The following is a 24,715-nucleotide window of genomic DNA, read 5'->3' on the forward strand; positions in this document are numbered from 1 at the left end:
GCGATTGTCGACGGGGTCGAACAGTGCGTGACGATACTCACGACTGTTCGGGTATGGAGTGGTTTGCAGTTGTTGCCAGGCATCGTCGAGTGGGTCACGGTCTTCGCTGACGCAGCGAAGGCTCCACGGGCGTGGAGAATTTTTGCCTGAGGCATTGCAGGTGTCGTCCGTGAGCGCGCAAAAATGCGCGCGTAGAATGCCGGACTAGAGCCTTGGCGACAATCGAATAAACACTAAATGGCCATCATCGTTCACTGGCCCTCGGCGAACTCGCGCAACACTTTGCCGTCCATGCGATAGCGCACCCATTCTTCCTGCGGTTGTGCGCCGAGGGATTTGTAGAATTCGATGGCCGGGGTGTTCCAGTCGAGTACGCTCCACTCGAAGCGTCCACAGTCATTGGCACAGGCGATTTTCGCCAATTGCCGCAGCAGGGTTTTGCCCGCGCCGCCGCCGCGTTGTTCGGGAGTGATGTAGAGGTCTTCGAGGTACAGGCAGTTGCTGCCAAGCCAGGTCGAATAGCTGAAGAAGAACACCGCGAAACCGATGGGCAAGCCGTCGCGCAGACAGATCAGGCCATGGGCGGTCGCGCCTTCGCCGAACAGGCTGCGCTCGATGTCGGCAACGCTGGCGATGACTTCGTGGCGAGCCTTTTCGAAATCCGCGAGTTCAGTGATGAAGGCGAGGATTTGTGGTGCATCGCTGGGAGTCGCCGGGCGGATCTCGATCGTCATGGACGGGCCTTGTCGGGGGAGGAAAACGCCATAGTAAATCGGTGCACGGTGCTCGTCACATGGCAATACACTGCTTCCCTGGCTCCATCGGCCATTGTGGTGAGGAGGTTTACTCCAGATGGCCTGCGCAGCGGGCCCTTTTTTCAGGGCCGCTTCGCGCCCCAACGGGGATAAATCCCCTCGCCACAAAAGCTTGAACGACACGATATGCACGTAAATCTGAAGGGATTCACATGAACCTCCAAGCCTTCACACCGCTGTCTTCTCTTGCGGCAGAACTGCTGCCCCACGCCCTCGAACCCTCGGATGACGGCGCGCACGACATCGCACACCTGCAACGTGTCTGGCACAACGTGCGTACTTTGCAAACCGAAGAAGGCGGCGATCTGGAAGTGCTGCTGGCCGCCGTGCTGCTTCACGATTGCGTAGCCGTCGAAAAGAACTCGCCACTGCGCTCGCAAGCTTCACGTCTGGCAGCGGAAAAAGCGTTGGCGGTGCTGACGGAGTTGAACTGGGCCGACGCTAAAATCGAGGCCGTCGCCCACGCCATCGAAGCCCATAGTTTTTCCGCCAACATCACCCCGCTCACCCTCGAAGCGAAACTCGTCCAGGACGCCGATCGTCTCGACTCGTTGGGCATGCTCGGCGTTGCTCGCACGTTCTATGTTGCCGGGCGCATGGGCTCGGCGCTCTACGACCCGCAAGATCCCGAAGCGAGGGAGCGCGACTACAACGACACACGTTTTTGCCTTGATCACTTCCAGACCAAACTGCTGCACCTCGCCGACGGTTTCCAGACCGTGGCCGGCCAGCGTCTGGCGCAGATTCGCCATCGGCGCCTGAAGGGTTTCATGGAACAGTTCAAAGAAGAGATCGGCATCGTCTGAAGCAATACTCCGGCCTGGTGCGATCCTGACTTCGCCAACCTCGCACCTAATCCCTGACCATGGCGTGGTAAACAGATGCTGTTCACCTTCTCGGGTCAAGGAACCGCGTCATGTCTCAAGCAACACCCCAAGTGTCGGGCAAGCTGTTCGGCTTGTTCTGCCTCGCCAGTTATCTGCTGTCGCTGTCCTACGGCTCGACGTTTTTGCTGGCGCTGTTGATCGGTTCTCGCGGTGGCAATGAACACGATGCGGGCAGCGTGATTTCTGCGGCGATGCTCAGTACGTTTGTCGCGGTGCTGGTGTCCGGGCATTTGTCGGATCTGCTGGGGGCGGCGCGTTCGATTGCCCTGTTTGGTCTGTTGCTTGTTGCGGCGAGCCTGGGCTTTGCGATGACGCCGGGGTTTGGTCATCTCTTGCTGTTTTTCGGTTTGCTGCTCGGCCTGGGCTGGGGTGTGTTTTACACGTTGGGGCCGATTATTGTGGCGAGTCTGGTGACCCCGGCGCAGCGGGCGAAGTACTTTGCCTTGCTGTCCGGCAGCATGATGACCGGAATCGGCAGCGGTCCACTGCTCGGGCGTGCGGCCAGCGCGCTGGAGTTGCCAGTGACCTCGGCGTTTTATCTGGCAGCGGCGGCGAGCCTCATCGGTGTGCTGTTGTTCTGGCGTCTCGGCTCGCGATTGAAAGGTAATCAAGCCACAACAGCCGCAAGCATCACTTGGCCAGCGATGACTCAGGTGCTCGGTTCCCGCGCAGTGTTTCCAATCATCATGGTCGGTCTGGGTGGCTGCGTATTCGGCGGTTTGTCGAGTTTCCAGACCAGTTATGCCGCCGCCCACTCGCTGGATTATTCGCTGTTCTTTCTCGGCTTCATGAGCGCGGCGATCAGCAGTCGCCTGTTGATCGCCGGGTTCGTGGTCAAGCGTGATCCCTTGCGGGCGTCGTGTCTGTTGTCGGGTTTGATGCTCGGCTCGATTGTGCTGTTCGCCTTCGGCATGCACAGCGCTTTCAGCTATCTGCTGGCGGCAGTCATGCTCGGTGTCGGATACGGCCTGACCTATTCGGTGATCAACGGATTGGCGGCCAACGAAGCGCCCGTCGGTACCACTTCACAGGCCTTGTTGCTGTTCAGCCTGGCGTACTTTATCGGCGTGTTCGGCTTTCCGCTGCTGGCCGGAAAGATCATCGTCGAACACGGTATGTCGGCGCTGCTGTACACCGTATTGGCTGTGGCGCTGATCAACTGGCTGATCACCATCGGCCGTTTGCTCTGGCGACGCCTCAACATCAGAACCGCGCCAGCGATCTAGACCGTTCGTCGCTCATCAGGCACCAATCGACGACGCGGGCAGACCAACAAAGGGTATGGATTCCAATCACTGGAGAAGCCCTATGATCCCGTCAAGGTTGACCGCTTTCGTATTCAGCGCCCTGCTCTGCCCCGCGGTTTTCGCCGCCACCGCTGCGGGCACCGGCCCTACCGATCCGACACCGCCCCGCGCGCCCGTCATCAACAGTGCCCCCGGCATTAACACCGATGGTTCTGGCGTGCCCCTGATCAATCAGCCACCTGCCACCGGTACTGACCCGCGCACGCAGGGCAGTGATCCCGGTCGCCAGGGTGGCATGAACACCCCCGACGCTCCCGCCACGCCAGACAACGCGGGCCCGGGCGTCGGTTCGAAAACCACCACCGGTGGCTCCGGTTCCGAAGGATCCGGCCAGTAGTTCGCCGACGCGAGCGTCCTATTCACACCCATGAAGAGGTAACCATGAACGTCGATAAAAACCTGGAAAAAGAAGTCCTCACCCGCCTGCTGCACGCCCACCCGAGTGGACTGGGCAAAGAGGTGCTGGACAATTACCGGGGCGAAAAGGTCGTGGCCAGCGCCCTCGCCTCACTGCAGGAACGCGGCTTGATACACCATGGCCATATCACCTGCAACGAGGCTGGCGAACACTCGTTGAATTTGCCGATCAAGCTCAGCGCTGCCGGGGTTGAAGCGGCGCGCAAACTCGATAGCTGAGTCGTGTAAACGTTTAACCCTGTAGGAGTTGGCGCAGGCTGCGGTCTTTTGACTTTGCCTGAAAAAGACAAGATCAAAAGATCGCAGCCTTCGGCAGCTCCTACAGGGGTTGCGTAAACGACATGAACTTTATGTGAACGATGTAGCCCCCCTGTGGCAGCTGGCTTGCCAGCGATGGCGGTAAATCAGTCGCCGCAAGTCTCGCGGATCAGCGCATCCACCTCAGCAGTCCCCGGCGCTGTCGCCGGCCCCCACCGAGTTACCGCCAAAGCCGCCGCAGCATTCGCCCGCCGCGCCGCTTCAAATGCAGTCAAACCCTGCGCCAACCCCGCAACAAACACCCCCGCATGCGCATCACCGGCACCATTGCTGTCCACCGCTTTAACGGCAAACCCGGGCACATGCCGACGCTCGTCACCTTGATGAATCCAGCAGCCCTGCGGCCCATCGCGCACCACCATCAACACGTCTTGCGGCAGATGCTCAGCCAGACAATCCAGCGCAACATCGATGTTCTCAGCCCCGGTAAAACGCAGCGCCTCGACGCTGTTGCTGGTCCACACATCAATGCGCGGCAGCAGCGCCTCCATCAGCGGTGAATCCGGCGATTCCACCAACGGGCCCGGATCGAACACCACGTGGATCGTGGCGGGCAATGCCAACGTCCAGGCAAGCAAAGCCTGCGCCTTACCCTCGTGCAGCAGGCTGTAACCGCTGAGATAAACATAGTCCCCGGCCTCAAAAGCCACGCTGTTCAAATCATCGACAGTGACCTCGCCTTCGGCGCCGATGTAGGAAATGAAACTGCGCTCGGCCGACGCATCGGTCAGCGCCACACACAACCCCGTGTCGCGCTGCGCAGGCTGGCTGATACCGATGTGAATCCCCTCGGCCTGCATCGCCTGCCGCGCCAGGTCGCCGAAACGCCCGGTGCCATGGCGACCGAGGTAAACCACCGGCAGGCCATTACGCACCGCCGCCGCCATCACGTTGAAACCGCCACCGGCCTCGAAACCGGCGGACTGTGCCAGTACGTCGCCGCCAATCTGCGGCAATTTATCCACGGCCATGACCAGGTCGATGATGACCTGGCCGGTGTGCAACATCTTAGGCATGAGCATTCTCGACTGGCGCGGCGCGGCGATCTTTTGCCCCGCCGAGGAGGAAATAAATGCCACCGGCGACCACGAACGTCACGATCCAGCCGAGGCCGTTGTGGCCCAGCCACGAGTCGGACAGGAAACCTTTGAACCAGACATTCTCAGCGGTGGTGCCGATGGTGCTGAAGCTGAAACCGAGCACGATGGCAATCGCCCACGCCCCGAATGCGCGCCACTCGATACCGCCGCGATACCAATAGGCGCTGCTTGGGCTGACGTCGAGCAGGTCTTGCGGGCTGTAGTAGTGACGATGAATCAAGTCGATCACGAAGATCCCGACCCACGCGGTGATCGGCACTGCCAGCAGGGAAATGAAGGTGATGAACGGGCCGTAGAAACTGTCGGCGATCAGCATGAAGTAGATCGAACCGGCGAAGATCGCAACGATGTCGACCACCACGGCGTAGACGCGCTTGACCTTGAGGCCGAGCGTCAACGTGGTCAAACCGGCGGAGTACACCGACAGGTTGTTCGACAGCAGCAGACCACCGAACGCCGTGATCAGGTACGGCACGGCCATCCAGGTCGGCAGCATGTCGCGGATCGCCACGATCGGGTCAGTCGCCGAGGCGAGATCGTTGTTGCCTACCGACAGCAGGCCGCCGAGGGTGATCAGCAGTACCAGTGGAATACCCGCACCGAACGCTGCGGACGCGACCAGACGCACGGCTTTGACGCTGCGATGCTGATAGCGCGACATGTCGGCGCCCGCGTTGGCCCAGCCGATACCGGTGCCGGCCGCCATGGTGCCGATGCCGATGATCATTGCGCTGACCGGCGCCGGTGTGGCGTTGAACACCGCGCTCCAGTCGATGGTGGCGCAGAGGAAGCCGCCGACCAGAATGTTCAGCGCGCCGAACACATACGTCGCCCACTTCTGGATCACCAGCAAGGTCGCATGGCCGAGGCCAGAGACCGCCAAAGTCAGCAGCACGAAAATCGCGATGAAGAGCAGCGTCAGCACGGGTGCGCTTTTCGCTTCAACCGGTGAGCCGAACAGGATCGAGCACAGCGACAGCAGCACGAATGCAGCGGTGGTGGTGTTGACGGTTTCCCAGCCCAGACGCGACATCAGCGAGACCAGTGTCGGGCCGATATTGCCGCGCACACCGAAGATCGCCCGCGACAAGGTCAGGCTCGGCGCGCGGCCACGGCGGCCGGCAATCGAGATGATCCCGACCACCGCAAACGAACCGGCAGCGCCGATGATCGCGACGATGATTGCCTGCCAGATCGCCAGGCCGCGAAACGCGACCAGCGTGGCACCCAGCGGCAGGCCGAGAATGGAAATGTTGGCGGCGAACCAGACCCAGAACAGTTGCAGCGGATGACCGTTGCACTCGGCTTCCGGTACCGGCTCGATGCCACGGGTTTCCAGTTGCCCGGCGCTTTGCCCGGCGTTCGATGAACTCATGAAAATGCTCCTGTTTGCCTTTTTTGTGGTTGTGGGCAATTTATCAACCTGCACCCTCTCCTGTAGGAGCTGCCGCAGGCTGCGATCTTTTGATCTTTATTTTCTGGCTGCCTGAAAACTGCTGAAGATCAAAAGATCGCAGCCTGCGGCAGCTCCTACACAGGTACCTCAGCGCAGGGTGAGAAGTCCATTCACCAGGGGCTCAAGCTGCAGATGATTGACGGCTTTCACCGTCTCGATCATCTCGGTCGGCCAACACTCAAGACCCAGGCAGGCCCCAAGCATCGCGCCGAGAATCGCGGCGATGGTGTCGGTGTCGCCACCCAGACTCGCCGCCATGCACAACGCATCGAACGCGCTCATTTCACCGATGGCCACCTGCTGCGCCAGGGCGAATGAGACCACCACTGATTCCTGCGACGCCACCGAGGTGCCGATCACGTCGTAGAGCAGATCGGCCAGCAACGCTTTGTCGCTGTCGACGCTGATGCTGCGCGCCCAACTGATGCGCGAAGCGATGCGCCCACCGGCCACCCAGTGACCGTGTACCTCGGCTTGTTGCGCGATTTGTTGGCCGAGGTTCAGCGCCTCGCCCAGATCCATGCCATTGATCCCGGCCGAGACCACCGCCGCCACCGCCGCCGCGCTGGAAATCCCCAACGTGGTGTTGTGGGTGACCTGACAGGCCTGCACCACTGCGGCGATAAACCGCTGAGGATCAGCAACATCCGCCGCTATCCCGACGGGGGTAATGCGCATGGCCGCGCCGTTGGTGGTGCCGTAGCGCCCGGACTCTTCCGGCGAATGACCCGCTAGGATCATTTCGATGGCGCGCTTGGTCGACGGGCCCAGCAGGTCCTGCGAGCCTTTGGCCTGCATCTGCGCTTCCCACTCGATCAGCCGTTGCGCGAGGATGGCCGGCTCGATATGGCCCTTGCCTTCGACCAGCAACTCGCCAACCAGAATCGCCTGTTCGGTGTCGTCGGTGATCGAGCCTTTGGGCATGTTCGCAGCGATGGGTTGCAGCGGACCGGCGTCTTGCAGATCGGTGATCTGGCCGAAGCGCGTCTTGATCGTTTCGCGGTTCAGCGATTGGGTCGGCATGCCCAGCGCATCACCGAGGGCCAGGCCATAAAACGCACCCAAGGCACGGTTGAGCGGGGTCATTTCGAATCTCCAAATTGCAGGTGCAGACGGAAATGCACCGGGTCGAGCAGGCTTTCGACCTGTTCCATGAAACGGTTCTGCCGGTCGTAGGTGGTGCGCAGGGCTTTGAGGAATACCGTGCCTGGCGGACGGCCGAGCAATTCGGCATCTTCGGCATTCAAGGGTTCGGCGCCGAGCCACTGATCGCCGCGCTCGCCGATGTAACCGTAGGCGGCCAGGGTGATGGTCAGGGAATTGTCGATCAGGCCGACACGCGGCAGGCTTTCCAGGCCTCCGTTGGCCGGCATCAGCGAGCGTTCGAGGGAGACCAGCGTGCCGTCGTTGGAGCGGCGACGGCGCTCGAGCAGGATGAATTGATCGGAGCCGAACACAGCCGAAAGATCGGTCCGGGTCACGGCTTCGAGGCGCAATACTTCGGTGTTGATCAACGCGCCAGTGTCTGCCAGCGCCTGCGCCCAGCCGCTGCGTTGGTCGAGGACCACACCGTCAAAGGTGACGATGGAGCCGACGCCGCTTTGCGTGGCGATGTATTTACGCCGCTTCAGTTCGGCCAGCGCTTCGCGCAACGTGCCACGGCTGACGTTGAATTCTTGAGCCAACTGATGCTCGCCGGGCAACAGAAAGCCGTCCTCCATGAGGCCGCTTTCGATGCGCCGGACGAGCTCGTCGACCACCCGTTGTTTCTTGTCGAATCGTACCTGTCTAATCATGTACAAAGTGATAACCGAAACGGTCGGTGGCGGGCAAGAAATATTTAAGGAAGATGACGAAAGGCGGGAAGTTGATGCGCTCCCCTGTAGGAGTGAGCCTGCTCGCGATGACGTCGGCACATTCAAGAACAATGTGTCTCAAAGAACGCAATCGCGAGCAGGCTCACTCCTCCATACCGCGGAATACGGTTTACCGTTGTTTCAAACGATCGATAACCACAGCCAACAACAAAATCGATCCCCGAATCACATACTGATAAAACGTATCGATGTTCTTCAGGTTCATCGCATTCTCGATGATCGCCAGAATCAACACCCCGGCAATCACATGCCGAATCATGCCGATCCCGCCGCTCAGCGACACCCCGCCCAGCACGCACGCGGAAATCACTGTCAGCTCGAAACCCTGACCAATCATCGGCTGCCCGGAGGTCATGCGCGATGCCAGAATCACCCCGGCCAGCGCACCGATCACACCGTGCACGGCGAAGATGATGATCTTGGTGCGATCAACGTTGACCCCGGCCAACAACGCCGCTTCCTGGTTGCCGCCGATGGCCATGGTGTTGCGCCCGTAGGTGGTGTAATTCAGCAGCCAGCCGAAAAACAGGAAGCAGACGATGGTGATCAGGATCGGTACCGGCACGCCGAACAACTGGCCGTTGCCAAACACGAAGAACGATTCCTGCGACACGCCCACCGCTTTGCCGTTGGCAAAAATGTAAGCCAGACCACGAACGATCTGCATAGTCGCCAGCGTCGTGATCAACGCATTGACGCGCAATTTGGCAATCACAATCCCGTTGATCAGCCCGACAATCAGGCCCATCACCAGCGCCGCACCGACGCCAAGGAATACGCTGTCGGTGTCGCGCATCACCACCGCCGCCACCACCCCGGCGCAGGCAATCACCGAGCCCACCGACAAGTCGAAATGCCCCGACGCCAGGCAATACAACATGGTGCAGGCGGCGATGCCGGTGGTGGAAATCGCCAGGCCCAACCCGCGCATGTTCAGCGGCGAAAGGAAGTTGTCGATCAGCAAGGTGCAGGCAACAAAAATGCCTACGGCCGCCAGCAGCATGACCCAGTCATCGAGGAAGCGGCGCATGTCCAAAGGTTTGCGCTCTTTCGGCAGGGTTTCGTTTTGGGTTGTCATCATAGTCACCTCTCAGTTCGCCACGCCGTCAGCACGGTGGCGCGGCAAAGCCAGTTGCAGCAGGTTGGATTCATTGGCCTGGTCGCGGCTGACTTCGCCGCGCAGGGCGCCTTCGCACAGCACCAGGATGCGGTCGGAAATACCCATCACTTCCATCAGGTCGCTCGACACCACAATCACCGAAATACCGTCAGCAGCGAGGTTATGGATGATCTGGTAGATCTCGGCTTTGGCACCGATGTCGATGCCACGGGTCGGTTCGTCGAGCAGCAGGACTTTCATCGGCACCGACAACCAGCGACCGAGAATGGCCTTCTGCTGATTGCCGCCGGAAAGAAACTTGATCTGCTGGCCGGCGTGGGGCGTTTTGACTTTCAGTGCCTTGATCTGTTTGTCGGCGTTGCCCTTCTCCCACAGACCGCGAATCAGGCAGCCAAGCCCCGAATGCGCGCCGCGCGCACTGATGTTGATGTTCTCGGCGACGCTGGCCAGCGGAATAATCCCTTCCTTCTTGCGATCCTCGGGGCACAGCAAAATCCCGGCGGCAATGGCATCGCGCGGTGAGCGCAATTTCAGTTCATGGCCTCGCAGTTCAAGGCGTCCGGCGGTTTTGCGCTCCAGACCACTGAGCAAGCGAAACAACTCGGTGCGCCCTGCCCCGACCAATCCGAACAAACCAAGAATCTCGCCTTTGTGCGCCTCGAAACTGATCGGCTCACGCAGGCCCGGACCGAGCAGGCCGTTGACTTTCAGCGCCACTGCGCCGCGTGGGCGATTGCGGTAATCGTAGATGTCCTGAATGTCGCGGCCGACCATGCAGGTCACCAGTTGATCGTGGGTCAACTGGCTCATGTCCTCGAAAGTGCGCACGTAGCGACCGTCCTTGAACACCGTCACCGCGTCGCAGATCCGGAACACTTCTTCCATGCGATGGGACACGTAAAGCACGACTTTGCCTTCGTCGCGCAGGCGCCCGATGATCGCCATCAAACGGTCGATCTCGCGCGCCGAAAGGCTGCTGGTCGGTTCGTCGAAGGCGATCACATGGGCGCCACGCGACAGGGCTTTGGCGATCTCCACCAGTTGCCGTTGGCCCAGCGACAAACGTCCGACTTTGGTCTGCGGATCGATTTCATCGGCCAGGCCTTTGAGGCAATCCAGTGCTTGCTGACGCAGCGTGCCGCGATTGATCAAACCGAAACTGGCCGGCAGATGACCGAGGAACAGGTTTTCGGCGACGGTCATTTCCGGCACCAGATGCAGCTCTTGGTGAATCACCGCCACGCCGCTGCCGATGCTGTCGGCGGTCGACTTGAACGCCATCGTCTGCTCGCCGATCTGCAACTCGCCGCTGCTCGGAATGTAAGCGCCGCCGAGGATTTTCAGCAGGGTCGACTTGCCGGCGCCGTTCTCGCCCATCAAGGCGTGAACCTGGCCGGGATGGGCGACGAAGCTGATGCCGTCCAGCGCTTTCACGCCGGGAAAGGTTTTGCCGATCCCGTTGAAGCGCAGGCTGCCGCCGTTGCGTTGTTCTTGTGTTTGTACTTGCGCGTGCATTTAAGCCACCTCTTCACACCGTTCAAACGGCCCGGTTGCCCGGGCCGTCGCTACGTCAGTTCCACAAGCCGATTTTTTCCAGCTCTTGCTTGAAGTTCTCGCGGGTGATCAGGGTGACGTCGTCCATGGCGGTGTATTTCGGTGGCTCTTTGCCGGTGGTGACCCACTCGTACATCATCTCGGCGGTTTTGTAGCCTTCGATGTGCGGGCTCGGCAGCATCGAACCGAAGAAGCCACTGTTAGGCTTTTTCAGTTCGCCGATGGCGTCGGTGCCGTTGATGCCGATGCCGATCACGTTGGCCGCGGCGAACCCGGCGGCTTCTGTGGCGCGGACGCCGCCGAGCACGGTGTTGTCGTTCATGCCGCCAATGATCAGGTTCTTCGCCGCGCTCGGCAGTTTCACCAACGCCGAGTTGGTGGCATCCATGCTGCCTGGCACATCGAGGGTTTTCAGCGCGGCGAAGAGGATGTGATCCTTCGGCATGCCGGCGTCTTCGAGGGACTTGACCGAGCCGTCGGTGCGCTTCTTGCCGGTGTCGAGTTCGTTGTAGGTGTTGACGACCGCGTAGGTGTCTTTCCAGTCCCAGTTGCGCTTTTTCGCTTCGGCAACCATCGCGGCGCCCTGCTTCTGACCGACTTCAAACGCGGCCATGCCGAGGTACGGCACGTCCTCCATGAACTTGCCGTTGGCGTCGACAAAACGGTCGTCGACGGCAATCACCTTGAGGTCATTGAGTTTGGCTTTGGCCATGATCGCCGGGCCGAGCGACACGTCCGGCGGGCAGATCACGAAGCCCTTGGCACCGTTGGCCGCGAGGCTGTCGATGGCCGACAGGGTTTTTTCGCCATCCGGGACGGCGATCTTGATCAGTTCAAAACCCCTGTCCTTGGCGGCTTTCTCGGCGAAAGCCCACTCGGTCTGGAACCACGGCTCCTCGGCCTGTTTGACCAGGAAACCGATCTTCACCGCATCGGCGGCGAGCAGCGAACTGCTCAGGCTGAACGCGGTGACCGCGAGCGCGGCACTGCACAGGGTACGAATCCCGAAACGACGTTTCATAAGCTGACTCCTTGTTATTTTTTTTGAGCAATGTTTGAAAAGCGGTAAAGCACGTTCCTGCAAAGCCTGTTGAAAATAGTCATATCGTATGATGATTGGATTTCAGGCGGATTTCTTCGCGTGGAATCCGATCGATCAGTCGTGGTACATCACCGAGCGGCCACCATCGATGGTGATGCACGAAGCATTGATGAATGGCGCTTCATCGCTGGCCAGGAACACCGCCGTCATCGCCACTTCAAGCGGCTGACCAATGCGTTTGGGCGGGTGCAGGTCGAGGGCACGTTGACGCTCGGCATGCGGGTCGGCGAAACCATTCCAGTAATCGACGTTCAGTTGCGTTTCGATGTAGCCCGGTGCGATGGCGTTGACGCGAATGCCCTTCGCTGCGTATTCGATACCGAGTGCGCGGGTCAGTCCCAGCAACCCGTGTTTGGCCACCGGGTACGGGAAACAGCCGGGAATAATGTGCGAAGAATGGGTTGAGGCAATGTTGATGATGCTGCCGATACCCTGCTCGATCATTTGCGGCAGGACCGCTTTGCAGCCGTACCACGCGCCGTCGAGGTCGATGGCGAAGCAACGGCGCCAGTCTTCTTCGGTCATCTCCAACGGATCGCGGAACACATTGACCCCGGCGCAGTTGACCAGCACGTCGATGCGCCCGTGCAGTTCAACGGCGCGTTTGGCCATGGCGTGCAGATCAGGTTGGCACGAAACGTCTGCCTTGATCGCCTGAACGTCAAAGCCTTGCTCGCGCCAATGGGCGGCAACCTTCTCGACTTTTTCGGCCTGGATATCACTGATCAGCAGCTTGGCTTGCTGCGAAGCGAAGGCTGCGACGATGGCTTCACCGATGCCCTGAGCGGCACCGGTGAGCAGCACAACCTTGTTTTTCAGGCGCTCGCCCTTCGGCGGTGCGGGCACCGGCGGCAGGGAAAGAGGTTCAGCCATGGCTCAGGACTCCTGTTCGCAAGCGCAAAAAAACCGGGCATCTGACGATGTCCGGTCTGGAGAGCGTTTAGAACTGAACAGGCAGGCGCCACTGACGGCATTGGACCGTTGCGTGGCACGGACTCCGCGTGGGAGTGCGATGGAAATTCGCTGCATCACTTCACCTGTTTTGTTCTTTTTAAGTGTGAGTGCGTGTTACTGCTGGAGCCGACTATAAACCCGACCGCCAAATAATCTCAATATATAATTTTGCATCCCATATTTTGGGATTTCTCCAGCGAAACGCGTACAGAGCTTTCCTGCAACATCAACCCGCATCGACAGTACCGCGCCGTCCAGCGGATGGTTGTGCGGGCTCATGGCGCTGGTGATGTACAGGGTTTTCAGGTCCTCGCCGCCGAACACGCAACTGGTCGGGCGACTGATCGGCAGATCGATTTTGCGGTCGACCTTGCCATCCGGCGACAGTCGCAAAAGACAGCTGCCGTCCCAACGGGCGTTCCACACATAGCCTTCGGCATCCATCGCCGAACCGTCAGGACCGCCATGTTGGTCGGGGCCGTACCAGATGTTGGCGGTGTCGAGGTTGCCGTCGGTGTGGATGAAGTAGCTGTACAACGTGGCGTCCATGCTGTCGCCGAACAACACCCGGGTGCCGTCGTCGCTCCACAGCAGCGTGTTGGGAATCCCCAGGTTGCGCAGCAACGGCGTGACGCGTTTGTCGGGATCGATACGGAACAGGGCCCCGGAACGCCGGACGATCGGCAGATCTTCGCCCTGCTCGCCGATGTTGTTTTGCATGGTGCTGAGCCACAGTCGGCCTTGCCCGTCGCAGCGGGCTTCGTTGGGTCGATTGCCGGGTTGCGGGTCGGCGACGCAGAACAGCGTCAGGCGCGGTTCAAGTCCCGGGGAGTCGAGGTCAAGGCGATAGACGCCACTGCTCAGGGTGACCAGCGCATCGCCGCTGGCGCAGGGGATGAACGCGGAAACGTGCTCGGGCATTTGCCAGATCTGCACGTTTTGGTCGATCAGGCGCAGGGCTTGTTGGCCGGCGATATCGACCCAGTACAGCGCCTGGGTCGGCGCGTCCCAGAACGGGCCTTCACCGAGTTGGGCGCGGTGTTGGGTCAGTGCGGTCCAGGTCATATCGACTCCTTCGTTATTGTTTTTATCTGTAGGAGTGAGCCTGCTCGCGATGGGACCGTGTCAGTTGAAATTAAAGTCACTGATCTACCGCTATCGCGAGCAGGCTCACTCCTACAATGGGACATGTGTTTTCAGCCGGCCTTTTTGTCGGCCATGACTTTCGGGTAAAACCGTTTGATCGCCAGGTCTGCGTTGTCGATCAGGGTCATGCAGGCCCACACACCTCGCGCAGAATCGCGAGCGGCGATGGCGTCGGCCATGTCTTTGTGAATCGGCAAGGTGCGGCGCAGTTCATCCGGATCGGCCGCTGATACTTCGAACGAGACTGCCAGCAACGCGCCCAGCGCCGGGACCATTTGTTCGATGAACTGATTATGGCTGGCGGCAAGGATGCATTCGTGGAAGGCCTGATCGGCACGGTTGTAATCGCCGCCGCTGTCTACCGCGCGCTCGAGGGCGTTGTAGGCCAGTTGCACGGCGTCGATCTGCTCCAGCGTCGCCCGTTCGCAGGCCCAGCGCACGGCCATCGGTTCAATGGTGCGGCGCAGGTCGAGCAAGTCATCGACGAAGTTTTCCGGCAGACCATTGCGTGACAGCCAACCGACGACCTGCGGATCGAACAGGTTCCAGCGGCGCACCGGCAACACGCGGGTGCCGACCTTCGGCCCGACTTCAAGCATGCCTTTGGCAACGAGGGTTTTGATCGCTTCGCGGATGACGGTGCGGCTGACGCCGAGCTGCTCGCCCAGATCCGCCTCGACCTTGATGGTCTGCCCCGGTTTTACCTGGCCAGCGGCAATCCAGCTGCCCAGCCAGTCAACCGTTGATGCATGAAAGCTGCTGGACATGAACACCTCAAAGCGGATCGCAATGGGTGACCAAGCTAATGATCATATGATTGGGTGTCAACGACAAAAAAAGATCGCAGCCTTCGGCAGCTCCTACAGGGAACGCATTTCCATGTAGGAGTTGCCGAAGGCTGCGATCTTTTAAGGTTCGAGGCCGATACGGAAGAACTCGCCGCCACTCCACACACCAAGCCAGCGCTGGCCGTCGATTTCGCGACTGACAGCCAGTTCAACCATCTGGTAGAACACGTTGCGATGAATCAACGCTTCAAGGTTGGTGCGCATATGCACGTACGGTGCAGGCTCTTGAGTGACCGGATCGATCTCAACTCGAATCGGATGCTCTGGCCCGGCTTCGGCAGTTTCGTCGACATTGGTGGTAAAGCGCAGCACCTGCGCCTCACCCTCGCCTTCAACCTCCACGGCAATCGCCACGAACGGCGCGTCGTCGACCTTGATCCCGACCTTCTCGACCGGCGTAATCAAAAAATAATCATCGCCGTCGCGGCGGATGATCGTGGAGAACAGCTTGACCATCGGCTTGCGCCCGATCGGCGTGCCCAGGTAATACCAGGTGCCGTCCCGGGCGATGCGCATGTCGATGTCGCCGCAGAAGTCCGGGTTCCACAAGTGCACCGGCGGCAGGCCTTTGGTTTTGGGGATTTGTCCCAACAGGTCATTGGCTTTTTGCGGGCCACTCATGGCGTACTCCTTGAAATTACTGGTTGCCGATCCCCAACAGGCTGCGCGCGTACTGCGCCAGCGGCGGGCCGATCAGGTCTTCGGGTTTGCTGTCGTGGAACGTCAGTAAACCGCCACGACTCTTGATTCGTGCAGTATCAATCAAATACTGGGTGCTGGTCTCGATCAACATGATCTGAATCACGCCACCGTCGATACCGAGACGATCCACCGCCTCCTCATCCAGCCACTCATCAGAGTTGCCGATGCGGTCATCAGCTTTGGCGAAACGGGTGTAAAGCAGGTAATGCGCACCGGCGTCACGGGCTTCGCCCATTGCCTGATCGAGGCCTGCCGGCGCACGGGCGCGGCGAACCATCGGGAAATATTCGATAAAGCCTTTGAACGCTTCCTCAGCGACCACGTTCGGCCGCGGATACGAACCACCCGGCGGCGCAAATGCTCCCTGGGCGATGTAGATGAATGAGTCCGGCTGAATGCGGAAGTTGTTCACGCGGCGGCTGTCGCTGTGGTCCAGCAGCCCCGCGTCGCTCATCTGATAGCGAGTGCCTTCGGCCATATCGCTGACAGTCATACAGCCGCCAAGCGCCAAAATGGCCAGCAGCAAAACCAGGCTACGCATCCTATTCCTCCAGAGGCCGGTGACGGAAAACCGGCGAATGGGCGTTGGATGCAGCTTTTGCGCCAGCTCAGGATCTTCGTGAAGTTATAGATCGCATTCGCGAGCAGGCTCGCTCCCACAGGGAAATGCATTCCCACTGTGGGAGCGAGCTTGCTCGCGAATGCGGGACTTCAGCCGCCGATGATTTTCATGATGGTTGCGCCGCCGGAAAACGCCACTTCCTGCTTGTCGCCCAAGGCCTTGACCAGCAAGCGCTGTAGCGCAGGCAGTGCCTGGTGACGCGGTTTATCGAGCAAATCGCCGACGTAGTGGCGGTTGCTCGACGACAGGCAACCATGCAGCCAACCGGTCGACGACAGACGCAGGCGTGAGCAGGTTCGGCAGAAAGGCACGCTTTCATTGGCAATCACCCCAAAATTACCCACCCCGGCAATCGCGTAACGCACCGCCGTAGCGTCGACAGGGGCATCAGCTTGCGCGTACTCGTAACGCTCACCGATCAGCTCCAGCAATTGTTGAAGACTGACAAACTGTTGCAGGAAGGCATTGGAGTCTTTGGCCAGATGGCCCATGCGCATCAGCTCGATAAAGCGCAGTTCATACCCGCGCTCCAGACAGTAGTCGAGCAACGGCATGACCTGATCGAGATTCTGCCCGCGCAACGGCACCATGTTGACCTTGATCTTCATCCCCGCTGCTGCGGCCTTATCCATACCGTCGAGCACGGTGGCCAGATCGCCGCCGCGGGCAATGCTGCGGAACGCGTCGGCGTCGAGGGTATCGAGAGAAACGTTGATCCGGCGCAGGCCGGCATCCACCAGCAGCGGGAGTTTCTTGGCGAGGAGTTGACCGTTGGTGGTCAGACTGATGTCTTCCAGCCCCATCTTGCCGACGGCGGTCATGAACGATTCGAGTTTGGGGCTGACCAGCGGCTCGCCACCGGTAATGCGCAAACGCTCGATGCCAGCAGCTTCGATCAGATACGCCACGCCGCGCGCCATGGCGTCGGCCGACAGCTCATCCTGCGCAGCCACCAACCGCTTGCCGTTGGGCACGCAGTAGGTACAAGCGTAATTGCAGGCTGAGGTCAGGCTGATCCGCAAATTGCGAAAACGCCTGCCTTGACGGTCAACGATCATGATCACTCCGGCGAAAGGAAATCGAGCGGCTAAAACTTGACTCACAAATCAAGTTTTAGCAAGCCCTATGCCTGAGTATATTCCTGCGGTACTGCGCCATGTAACGAAATCATCGCGCAATAAGGCAGCTGAATGGCTCAGCTGCTCGGCGTTTCCGGGTCGCGCTTGCGTTTGTTGCCCATGCGCACGCCGATGTCCATCAGGAACTGGAAGAAACCTTCCTGATCTTCCAGCACATTGCTCCAGAACGGTGAGTGGTACAGCGCGACCGCGCCGTGCACCAACGCCCAGGATGCGCAGTAGTGGAAGTACGGCGGCACGTCTTCGAGCTTGCCTTCGCTGATGCGACCTTTGATCAACAGGGTCAGGCGTTCGAAGTTCGAGGCACGGATCTTGTGCAGCTCCTCGACCATTTCCGGCACCTGGTTGCCCTTGACCACCTTCTCTTCGAGACGATCGAACAGACGGTAGCGCTGCGGATCGCGCATGCGGAATTCGAAGTAGGCACGGGACAGTGCTTCCTTGTCCTTGTCGACATCGGCCGAATGCAGCAGCTCGTTCAAATCGCGCTCGTAGTCGAGCATCAGGCGCAGATAGATCTCGGCCTTGGACTTGAAGTGTTTGTAGATCGTGCCTTTGCCGATACCCACGGCATCAGCAATCATCTCGACGGTGACACTGTCTTCACCTTGATCGAGGAACAGCTTGAGCGCGGTATCGAGAATTTCTTGCTCGCGGCGACGAAACTCACGGACCTTACGAGGTTCTTTGTGCATAAGAAAAAGGTCTGAAGGGTCAAAATTCGAAGCCGCGTATTATGCCTAACTTGCGCAAAAATGCACGGATCATCCGACCATATCTGTGTTTCTTGTTCATTTTGAGAACGTTTTCGGCGCAATGAGAACTCAACTGAAGCGAACGTATTCCAAATTTGTTTAAAAACCACGACCCGCTAACTGGACTGCACGCCAGACTGATCAATACTTCAACTGTCGGGCGGCATCTCCCCCAAGTGCCGCGCCGATAAAGGTACCAACGGACCGCGTGCCTTTGTTTTACTCCTAATGGTCTTAACCCGGATTCACCCCCCAGAACCCGGGTTTTTTTTGCCTGCGATTTGGTGATCGACCGGTCTATCCCGAACCTCACACTTGTAGCAGCTGCCGCAGGCTGCGATCTGTTGACCTTGCTTTTCAAAAAAAAGATCAAAAGATCGCAGCCTTCGGCATCTCCTACAGGTCGGCGGCGTTAACCTGAAGCTTTGACGTGCGCCAGCGGGAACAGGCGTTTGAAGTTCTCGGTGGTCTGCTCGGCAAAACGCTCGTACTTTTCGCCGCGCAGCATCGCCAGGAACTCTGCCACTTCACGCACGTATTGCGGCAGGTTCGGCTTGCCGCGATAAGGGATCGGCGCCAGATAAGGCGAATCTGTTTCAACCAGCAGACGATCCGCCGGGACTTTGCTCGCCACATCACGCAAGGCATCAGCATTGCGGAAGGTGACGATGCCTGACAGGGAAATGTAATAACCCATGTCCAGCGCGGCCTTGGCCATGTCCCAGTCTTCGGTGAAGCAATGCAGCACCCCGGCCTGTGGCAACGCGGCTTCACGCAGCAGTTCGAGGGTATCGGCACGGGCGCCGCGGGTGTGGATGATCACTGGTTTGCCGGTTTGCTGCGCCGCTTGCAGGTGCAGGCGGAACGACGCCTGCTGCAGCTCGGCGGCTTCCGGCTCGTAGTGGTAATCCAGACCGGTTTCACCGATCGCCACCACTTTCGGGTGGTTGAGTTCGTGCAGCAACCAGTCCAGCGCGGGGGCGGCGCCGGGTTGCACATCGAGAGGATGCACGCCTACCGAGCAATCGACATCGTCGTAACGCTCGGCGAGCGCTTTGACGTCAGCGGCGTTGTCGGCGCTCACGCCGATGCACAGAAAATGCCCTACCCCGCGCTCGCGGGCCGCATCGAGTGCGGCATCCAGCGAGCCGTCATGGGCGGCGAGGTCGAGGCGATCAAGGTGACAATGGGAATCTACGAGCATAAAAATACGGCTACTTACATCGTATGAGTGGGACGGTCGGACTTGAGGGCTCCGGCCAGATGGGTTTCGATGCGACTGCGCGCGGTGTTGTCGCCGTCGTTGAACTGCACGCCGACACCGGCTGCGCGATTGCCTTGTGCGCCTTTGGGCGTAATCCAGGTGACTTTGCCGGCAACCGGGATCTTTTCCGGCTCATCCATCAGGTTCAACAGCATGAACACCTCGTCGCCCAACTTGTAGCTCTTGTTGGTCGGGATGAACAGGCCACCGTTCTTGATGAACGGCATGTAAGCGGCGTAAAGCACCGACTTGTCCTTGATTGTCAGGGACAAAATGCCGTTGCGCGGGCCCGGGCTGACGGGTTCATTCATGTTGACCTCCACTGCTGATCTTCAGAGTCTAGGCGCACACCGTCGTTTTTGCGGGGATCACCGCTGGCCTGGCAGTCCCGCCCATTGCACCAACAGCGCTTCGAGCAATAGCGCCGGATTGAGATTGGCTTTGCTCAACACTTTTTGGCGCTGCGCGAGGATCCAGTCCTGAATTTCGAGCACTTTGCCTTGGGCGCTTTTCTGCGCCAGGTACTGCACCACCTTGCGCATATCCGTCAGACCAAGGCCGGCTTCATCCTCAGTCAGTTGATAACGCAGGATCAGGCTCGACCAGTCACAGAACCAGTCGAACAAACGCAGCATCGGGATGTTTTTCCATTCTTCGGCCAATTGCGTGGGCGATTGCTGCTGCTTGAGCAACTTCTTCACCCCTTCGACCACTTGCGCGCGCTGTTCGCGTACGCCCTGGGACTGAAGAGTGACCGCCATCAACGGCGAACCAGCGGCCAGCGTCAGCAGTTCGACACGCTCCGCTTCGGAACTCTCCGGCAGCGCCTGAGCCAACCATTGCAGGCTCATCGCTTCGCTCGGCAACGGGCAGGCTTGCTGCACACAACGACTCTTGACCGTCGGCAACAAACGGCTCGGCTGGTGGCTGACCAGCAACAACACCGTATTGCCGGAAGGCTCTTCAAGGCTCTTGAGCAAGGCGTTGGCGGCGTTGATGTTCATCGATTCCGTGGGTTCGATCAGCACCACCTTGCGCCCGCCCAGTTGCGCGGTCTGCACCACGAAACTGACCAGTTCGCGCACCTGATCGACCTTGATCGCCTTGTCGGCTTCTTCCGGTTCGAGAATGTAATTGTCCGGGTGACTGCCGGCCTTGAGCAGCAGGCAGGATTTGCATTCACCGCAAGCCTCCGGCGTCGGGTGCTTGCACAACAGACTGGCCATCAACCGCTCGGCCAGTGCGCGTTTGCCGATCCCGGCCGGCCCATGCAGCAGATAAGCGTGAGCATGCTGGCTACGTCCGGCCAGTTGCTGCCAGAGGCTTTCTTGCCATGGATAGGCCTCAGCCACGAGCCAACTCCAGCAAATTCGGGAGCAAGGTATCCAGCGATTGTTGAACCTTGACCAATGGTTGACCGGCATCGATGCGCACATAGCGCGCAGGATCGGCTTCAGCGCGCTTGAGGAATGCACTGCGCACCGCCTCGAAAAATGCCCGACCTTCCAGCTCGAAACGATCCAGACGTCCACGAGCGCTGGCACGGGCCAGGCCGATTTCTACCGGCAGATCGAAAATCAGCGTCAGGTCCGGGCGCAGATCACCCTGCACGAAAGCTTCAAGCGTCGCGATACGCTCCAGCGACAAACCGCGACCGCCGCCCTGATAGGCATACGTCGAATCGGTGAAGCGATCACACAGCACCACCGCACCGCGTGCCAGTGCCGGGCGAATCACCTCGGCCAGATGCTGAGCACGCGCAGCGAACACCAGCAGCAGTTCGGTATCCGGGTTCATGACTTCGTCGGCCGGGGCCAGCAGCACATCGCGAATCCGCTCGGCCAGTGGCGTACCACCGGGCTCGCGGGTCAGCACGACCTCGACACCGGCGGCGCGCAAACGCTCGGCGAGGTATTCGCGATTGGTGCTCTTGCCGGCGCCTTCAGGGCCTTCCAGGGTAATAAACAAGCCAGTCACAGGCAGTCCTTAATCAAAGTCATTGCGTGTTTTGTGGTGCGTCGGCGTCAGGAGTCGGCGCGGATTCCTCGGTCGGAACCTGCGGCAGCGACTCGGGCGCAGTATCCGGCGATGCCGCAGGAATCGACTCCTCGGCGGCCGGTGCCGCTTCCGGCGTAGTTGCCGGCGCCGGGCTGGAGCGGTAATCGGCACGGCGTTTGAGCTGAAATTCACGCACCGCATTGTTGTGTGCATCGAGATCGTCAGAAAACACATGGCTACCGTCGCCACGGGCAACAAAGTAGAGGCTGGTGCCTCCCACCGGATTCAGCGCCGCGTGAATGGCTTCACGCCCGACCATCGCAATCGGCGTCGGCGGCAAGCCAGGAATCACGTAAGTGTTATACGGCGTCGGCTCCTTGAGGTGAGCGCGGGTCAACTTGCCGGTGTAGCGATCGCCCAAACCATAGATCACCGTGGGATCAGTCTGCAGCTGCATGCCCAGCGCCATCCGGCGCACAAAAACCCCGGCAATCTCGCCGCGTTCCTGCGGTACACCGGTTTCCTTCTCGACCAGGGACGCCATGATCAGCGCTTGATAAGGTTCTTTGTACGGTGCATCGGCAGCGCGTTTTTCCCACTCTTTGGCCAGCACTTCGTCGAGACGATCGAAAGCCTTTTTCAGCAGCTCGGTATCGGACACGCCGCGCACGAAACGGTACGTATCGGGGAAGAAACGGCCTTCCGGGAACAGTCCCTTGTGGCCAATCTTTGCCATCACATCGCTGTCGCTCAAACCATTGAGGGTCTGTTCGATTTTTTCATCTTTCGCCAGTGCGGCACGCACCTGGTGGAAATTCCAGCCTTCAACCAACGTCAGGCTGTACTGAACCACGTCGCCACGCTTCCACGAATCGATCAGACCGTTGACGGTCATCCCGGGCTGCATGCGGTATTCGCCAGTGTGAATCGGCGTACCAGCAAGATTGAAACGCCAATAGACCCGTAGCCAGAAAGCGTCTTTGATGACGCCATCGCTTTCGAGTCCAAGGAAGGTACGGGTCGGTGTAGAGCCTTTGGGCACATCCAGCAGTTCTTCCTGCGTGATGTTCAGGGGCTGTTCCAGCGCGGAGTGAATCTTCCAGGCGCTGGCGCCCAACAGCAGCCCTGCCAGAACCAGTCCGGTTTCCAGCAGCAGCAAAAATTTACGTCTCACAAATCAGGCATCCAGTAGGGCGCGGGCAATGGTTTGCAGTTTACGGGTGAGCGGGCCAACCGGCCAGCTCAGTGCAGCGTAGGCGCGTACCGGCCAGACGCCATATACGCTGTTGCAGACAAACACTTCATCGGCCCATTGCAGCTGTTCCAGGCCGATATCGACGGTTTGGGTGGGGATGGCCAATGACTCGGCCTGAAACAATATTTCCGCGCGCATCACACCGGCGACACCGCAGTGTTTCAGATCGGGCGTGATCAACACACCATCGCGCACCAGAAACAGGTTACTGAAGACGCCTTCGATGACGCGACCGGTCTGATCGAGCATCAAGCCTTCAGCGTGCTCGCTGTCTTGCCATTCGGCGCGGGCGAGCACTTGTTCCAGTCGATTGAGGTGTTTGAGTCCGGCAAGCAATGGCTGTCTGGACAGGCGCGTGTTGCACGGAAACAGGCGGATGCCGTGTTCGGCATGTGCCGTCGGATAAGCAGCCGGCGGATTGCCTTGCAGAATGCGTCGACCCGGCGCCGCAGGGTCAGGCGCGTAACCGCGCAAACCGTCGCCACGGGTGAGGATGAGTTTGAGCACACCCTCGCCCATTGCGGCAGCGTAGCTCAGCAGTTCGTGGCGAATCAGTTCGATATCGGCAGAGATAGCCAGACGCGAGCAGCCATCGGCCAGCCGCGTCATGTGTCGATCGAGCAATACCGGCTGGCCGTCATGCACGGCAATGGTCTCGAACAGACCATCGCCGTAAGCCAGGCCGCGGTCTTTCAGCGACAGAGTGTCCGCCGGTTGACCGTCGACCCAGCTGTCCATCAGCCTGCGAACCGACGGAACGCCAAAGTACCGTTGGTGCCGCCAAAGCCGAAGGAGTTCGACAGCACGACATCGATGTCCATGTTGCGCGCAGTGTGCGGCACAAAATCGAGATCACAGCCTTCGTCCGGCTCATCAAGGTTGATGGTTGGCGGCGCCACCTGACTGTTGATGGCCAGGATACTGAAGATCGCCTCGACCGCGCCCGCCGCACCCAGCAGGTGACCGGTCATGGACTTGGTGGAGCTGACCGCCAGTTTGTAGGCATGCTCACCGAACACCGACCTGATCGCGTTGGCCTCGGCAAGGTCGCCGGCCGGGGTCGAGGTGCCGTGAGCGTTGATGTACTGCACTTGATCGACGTTGATCTTCGCGTCGCGCAAGGCGTTGGTGATGCAGCGAGCTGCACCCGCGCCGTCGGCAGGTGGCGAAGTCATGTGGAACGCATCGCCACTGGTGCCGAAACCGATCAGCTCGGCGTAGATGGTCGCGCCGCGCGCCTTGGCGTGTTCGAGTTCTTCGAGCACCAGTGCACCGGCACCGTCGGACAGTACGAAACCGTCACGCCCTTTGTCCCACGGACGGCTTGCGCGAGTCGGTTCATCGTTGCGGGTCGACAGCGCACGGGACGCGCCGAAGCCGCCCATGCCCAGACCGCATGCGGCCATTTCGGCACCGCCGGCAATCATCACGTCGGCTTCGTCGTACATGATGTTGCGCGCCGCCATGCCGATGCAGTGCGTACCGGTGGTACACGCTGTAGCGATGGCGTAGTTAGGTCCCTGTGCGCCCAGATGGATCGACAGAAAACCGGAAATCATATTGATGATCGAGCCTGGCACGAAGAATGGCGAGATTCGACGCGGGCCCGTCTCATGCAAAGTACGGCTGGTTTCTTCGATATTGGTCAGACCGCCGATGCCCGAACCCATGGCCACGCCAATGCGCTCACGGTTGGCGTCGGTAACTTCCAGGCCAGCGTTGCGAACGGCTTGAAAGCCAGCCGCGAGACCGTACTGAATGAACAGGTCGAGCTTGCGCGCTTCCTTGACCGACAGGTATTCCTCGACATTGAAGCCCTTTACCGAGCCGCCAAAGCGGGTGGAATAGGCAGAAAGGTCGGTGTGTTCGATCAGACCAATGCCACTGCGGCCAGCCAGAATGCCCTGCCAACTGCTCGGCACATCCGTGCCCAGTGGCGACAACATACCCATACCGGTGACTACGACGCGTCTACGCGACACAGCACTCTCCTTTTTCAAATGACGACTTTGCATCAGGCCTAAAGAAAAAACCGCACGCCGTGATGGCAGTGCGGTTTTTCCATGACAGCAAGCAACG

General features: G+C 59.8%; 25 protein-coding genes and 1 pseudogene. 4 read left to right on the forward strand and 22 right to left on the reverse strand.

Features of this window, described 5'->3' with window-relative positions; all coding sequences use genetic code 11:
• Positions 1-251 precede the first annotated feature (251 nt).
• Positions 252-734: a GNAT family N-acetyltransferase gene (locus ACA061_RS19195; protein ID WP_042562173.1), complete on the reverse strand. Its 483-nt coding sequence runs from the start codon at positions 732-734 to the stop codon at positions 252-254.
• 233 nt (positions 735-967) lie between these two features.
• Here ACA061_RS19195 and ACA061_RS19200 point away from each other — a divergent pair, with 233 nt between their 5' ends.
• From ACA061_RS19200 to ACA061_RS19215, 4 genes are all read left to right on the forward strand, one after another.
• Entirely contained in the window at positions 968-1,621 is a 654-nt protein-coding gene (locus ACA061_RS19200; protein ID WP_497299850.1) for an HD domain-containing protein, read from the forward strand.
• A 110-nt stretch (positions 1,622-1,731) separates the two neighbouring features.
• Positions 1,732-2,928: an MFS transporter gene (locus ACA061_RS19205; RefSeq protein WP_497299851.1), complete on the forward strand. Its 1,197-nt coding sequence runs from the start codon at positions 1,732-1,734 to the stop codon at positions 2,926-2,928.
• A gap of 82 nt (positions 2,929-3,010) precedes the next feature.
• Positions 3,011-3,346: a hypothetical protein gene (locus tag ACA061_RS19210; protein WP_150605248.1), complete on the forward strand. Its 336-nt coding sequence runs from the start codon at positions 3,011-3,013 to the stop codon at positions 3,344-3,346.
• A 44-nt stretch (positions 3,347-3,390) separates the two neighbouring features.
• Complete coding sequence (locus tag ACA061_RS19215; RefSeq protein WP_150593055.1) at positions 3,391-3,645, forward strand: hypothetical protein; 255 nt, start codon at positions 3,391-3,393, stop codon at positions 3,643-3,645.
• A 185-nt stretch (positions 3,646-3,830) separates the two neighbouring features.
• Here the strand turns inward: ACA061_RS19215 and ACA061_RS19220 are convergent, their stop codons facing one another.
• From ACA061_RS19220 to fabF, 21 genes and pseudogenes are all read right to left on the reverse strand, one after another.
• Positions 3,831-4,760: a PfkB family carbohydrate kinase gene (locus ACA061_RS19220; RefSeq protein WP_497299852.1), complete on the reverse strand. Its 930-nt coding sequence runs from the start codon at positions 4,758-4,760 to the stop codon at positions 3,831-3,833.
• Complete coding sequence (locus ACA061_RS19225) at positions 4,753-6,219, reverse strand: purine-cytosine permease family protein (RefSeq protein ID WP_497299853.1); 1,467 nt, start codon at positions 6,217-6,219, stop codon at positions 4,753-4,755. Before ACA061_RS19225 ends, ACA061_RS19220 begins: the two co-directional genes overlap by 8 nt.
• A 168-nt stretch (positions 6,220-6,387) precedes the next feature.
• On the reverse strand, positions 6,388-7,386 hold the full coding sequence (locus ACA061_RS19230; RefSeq protein WP_497299854.1) for an ADP-ribosylglycohydrolase family protein: 999 nt from the start codon (positions 7,384-7,386) through the stop codon (positions 6,388-6,390).
• The gene (locus tag ACA061_RS19235; RefSeq protein ID WP_150593050.1) at positions 7,383-8,096 is read right to left on the reverse strand and encodes a GntR family transcriptional regulator; all 714 of its coding nucleotides are present in this window, start codon (positions 8,094-8,096) and stop codon (positions 7,383-7,385) included. The genes ACA061_RS19230 and ACA061_RS19235 overlap by 4 nt, the downstream gene beginning before the upstream one ends.
• A gap of 190 nt (positions 8,097-8,286) precedes the next feature.
• Positions 8,287-9,255 carry an L-arabinose ABC transporter permease AraH gene (gene araH / locus ACA061_RS19240; RefSeq protein ID WP_042562174.1) on the reverse strand — a complete coding sequence of 323 codons (969 nt, stop codon included), beginning with the start codon at positions 9,253-9,255 and terminating at the stop codon, positions 8,287-8,289.
• A 12-nt stretch (positions 9,256-9,267) separates the two neighbouring features.
• Positions 9,268-10,812, reverse strand: a complete 1,545-nt coding sequence (gene araG / locus ACA061_RS19245; RefSeq protein WP_497299855.1) for an L-arabinose ABC transporter ATP-binding protein AraG — start codon at positions 10,810-10,812, stop codon at positions 9,268-9,270.
• Between the two features lie 55 nt (positions 10,813-10,867).
• Complete coding sequence (locus ACA061_RS19250) at positions 10,868-11,872, reverse strand: substrate-binding domain-containing protein (protein WP_150605241.1); 1,005 nt, start codon at positions 11,870-11,872, stop codon at positions 10,868-10,870.
• Positions 11,873-12,007: 135 nt separating this feature from the next.
• Entirely contained in the window at positions 12,008-12,826 is an 819-nt protein-coding gene (locus ACA061_RS19255; RefSeq protein ID WP_210554023.1) for an SDR family oxidoreductase, read from the reverse strand.
• A 273-nt stretch (positions 12,827-13,099) separates the two neighbouring features.
• Positions 13,100-13,972: pseudogene (locus ACA061_RS19260) on the reverse strand (SMP-30/gluconolactonase/LRE family protein); the annotation flags it as partial.
• 131 nt (positions 13,973-14,103) lie between these two features.
• Positions 14,104-14,820 (reverse strand): FadR/GntR family transcriptional regulator, encoded by a 717-nt coding sequence (locus tag ACA061_RS19265; RefSeq protein ID WP_150616008.1) that lies wholly within the window; start codon positions 14,818-14,820, stop codon positions 14,104-14,106.
• 141 nt (positions 14,821-14,961) lie between these two features.
• Positions 14,962-15,522, reverse strand: coding sequence for a DUF1285 domain-containing protein (locus ACA061_RS19270; RefSeq protein WP_210700377.1), 561 nt, complete (start codon positions 15,520-15,522; stop codon positions 14,962-14,964).
• A gap of 16 nt (positions 15,523-15,538) precedes the next feature.
• Positions 15,539-16,144 (reverse strand): DUF4823 domain-containing protein, encoded by a 606-nt coding sequence (locus ACA061_RS19275; RefSeq protein WP_150593043.1) that lies wholly within the window; start codon positions 16,142-16,144, stop codon positions 15,539-15,541.
• 170 nt (positions 16,145-16,314) lie between these two features.
• The gene (locus tag ACA061_RS19280) at positions 16,315-17,283 is read right to left on the reverse strand and encodes a GTP 3',8-cyclase MoaA (protein ID WP_150616010.1); all 969 of its coding nucleotides are present in this window, start codon (positions 17,281-17,283) and stop codon (positions 16,315-16,317) included.
• Positions 17,284-17,420: 137 nt separating this feature from the next.
• The gene (locus ACA061_RS19285; RefSeq protein ID WP_007908276.1) at positions 17,421-18,059 is read right to left on the reverse strand and encodes a TetR/AcrR family transcriptional regulator; all 639 of its coding nucleotides are present in this window, start codon (positions 18,057-18,059) and stop codon (positions 17,421-17,423) included.
• Between the two features lie 472 nt (positions 18,060-18,531).
• On the reverse strand, positions 18,532-19,323 hold the full coding sequence (locus tag ACA061_RS19290; RefSeq protein WP_210700376.1) for a TatD family hydrolase: 792 nt from the start codon (positions 19,321-19,323) through the stop codon (positions 18,532-18,534).
• Between the two features lie 14 nt (positions 19,324-19,337).
• Positions 19,338-19,694, reverse strand: a complete 357-nt coding sequence (locus ACA061_RS19295; RefSeq protein WP_042560427.1) for a PilZ domain-containing protein — start codon at positions 19,692-19,694, stop codon at positions 19,338-19,340.
• 57 nt (positions 19,695-19,751) lie between these two features.
• Complete coding sequence (locus ACA061_RS19300; protein WP_150605234.1) at positions 19,752-20,735, reverse strand: DNA polymerase III subunit delta'; 984 nt, start codon at positions 20,733-20,735, stop codon at positions 19,752-19,754.
• The gene (gene tmk / locus ACA061_RS19305) at positions 20,728-21,360 is read right to left on the reverse strand and encodes a dTMP kinase (RefSeq protein WP_150605233.1); all 633 of its coding nucleotides are present in this window, start codon (positions 21,358-21,360) and stop codon (positions 20,728-20,730) included. Before tmk ends, ACA061_RS19300 begins: the two co-directional genes overlap by 8 nt.
• A gap of 19 nt (positions 21,361-21,379) precedes the next feature.
• The gene (gene mltG, locus ACA061_RS19310) at positions 21,380-22,555 is read right to left on the reverse strand and encodes an endolytic transglycosylase MltG (RefSeq protein ID WP_210554026.1); all 1,176 of its coding nucleotides are present in this window, start codon (positions 22,553-22,555) and stop codon (positions 21,380-21,382) included.
• A 3-nt stretch (positions 22,556-22,558) separates the two neighbouring features.
• On the reverse strand, positions 22,559-23,374 hold the full coding sequence (gene pabC / locus ACA061_RS19315; protein WP_210554027.1) for an aminodeoxychorismate lyase: 816 nt from the start codon (positions 23,372-23,374) through the stop codon (positions 22,559-22,561).
• A complete protein-coding gene (gene fabF / locus ACA061_RS19320; RefSeq protein WP_150605230.1) occupies positions 23,374-24,618 on the reverse strand; it encodes a beta-ketoacyl-ACP synthase II in 1,245 nt (414 codons plus the stop codon). Before fabF ends, pabC begins: the two co-directional genes overlap by 1 nt.
• Positions 24,619-24,715: the final 97 nt, after the last annotated feature.

Source organism: Pseudomonas sp. LBUM1668 (genome assembly GCF_059695715.1).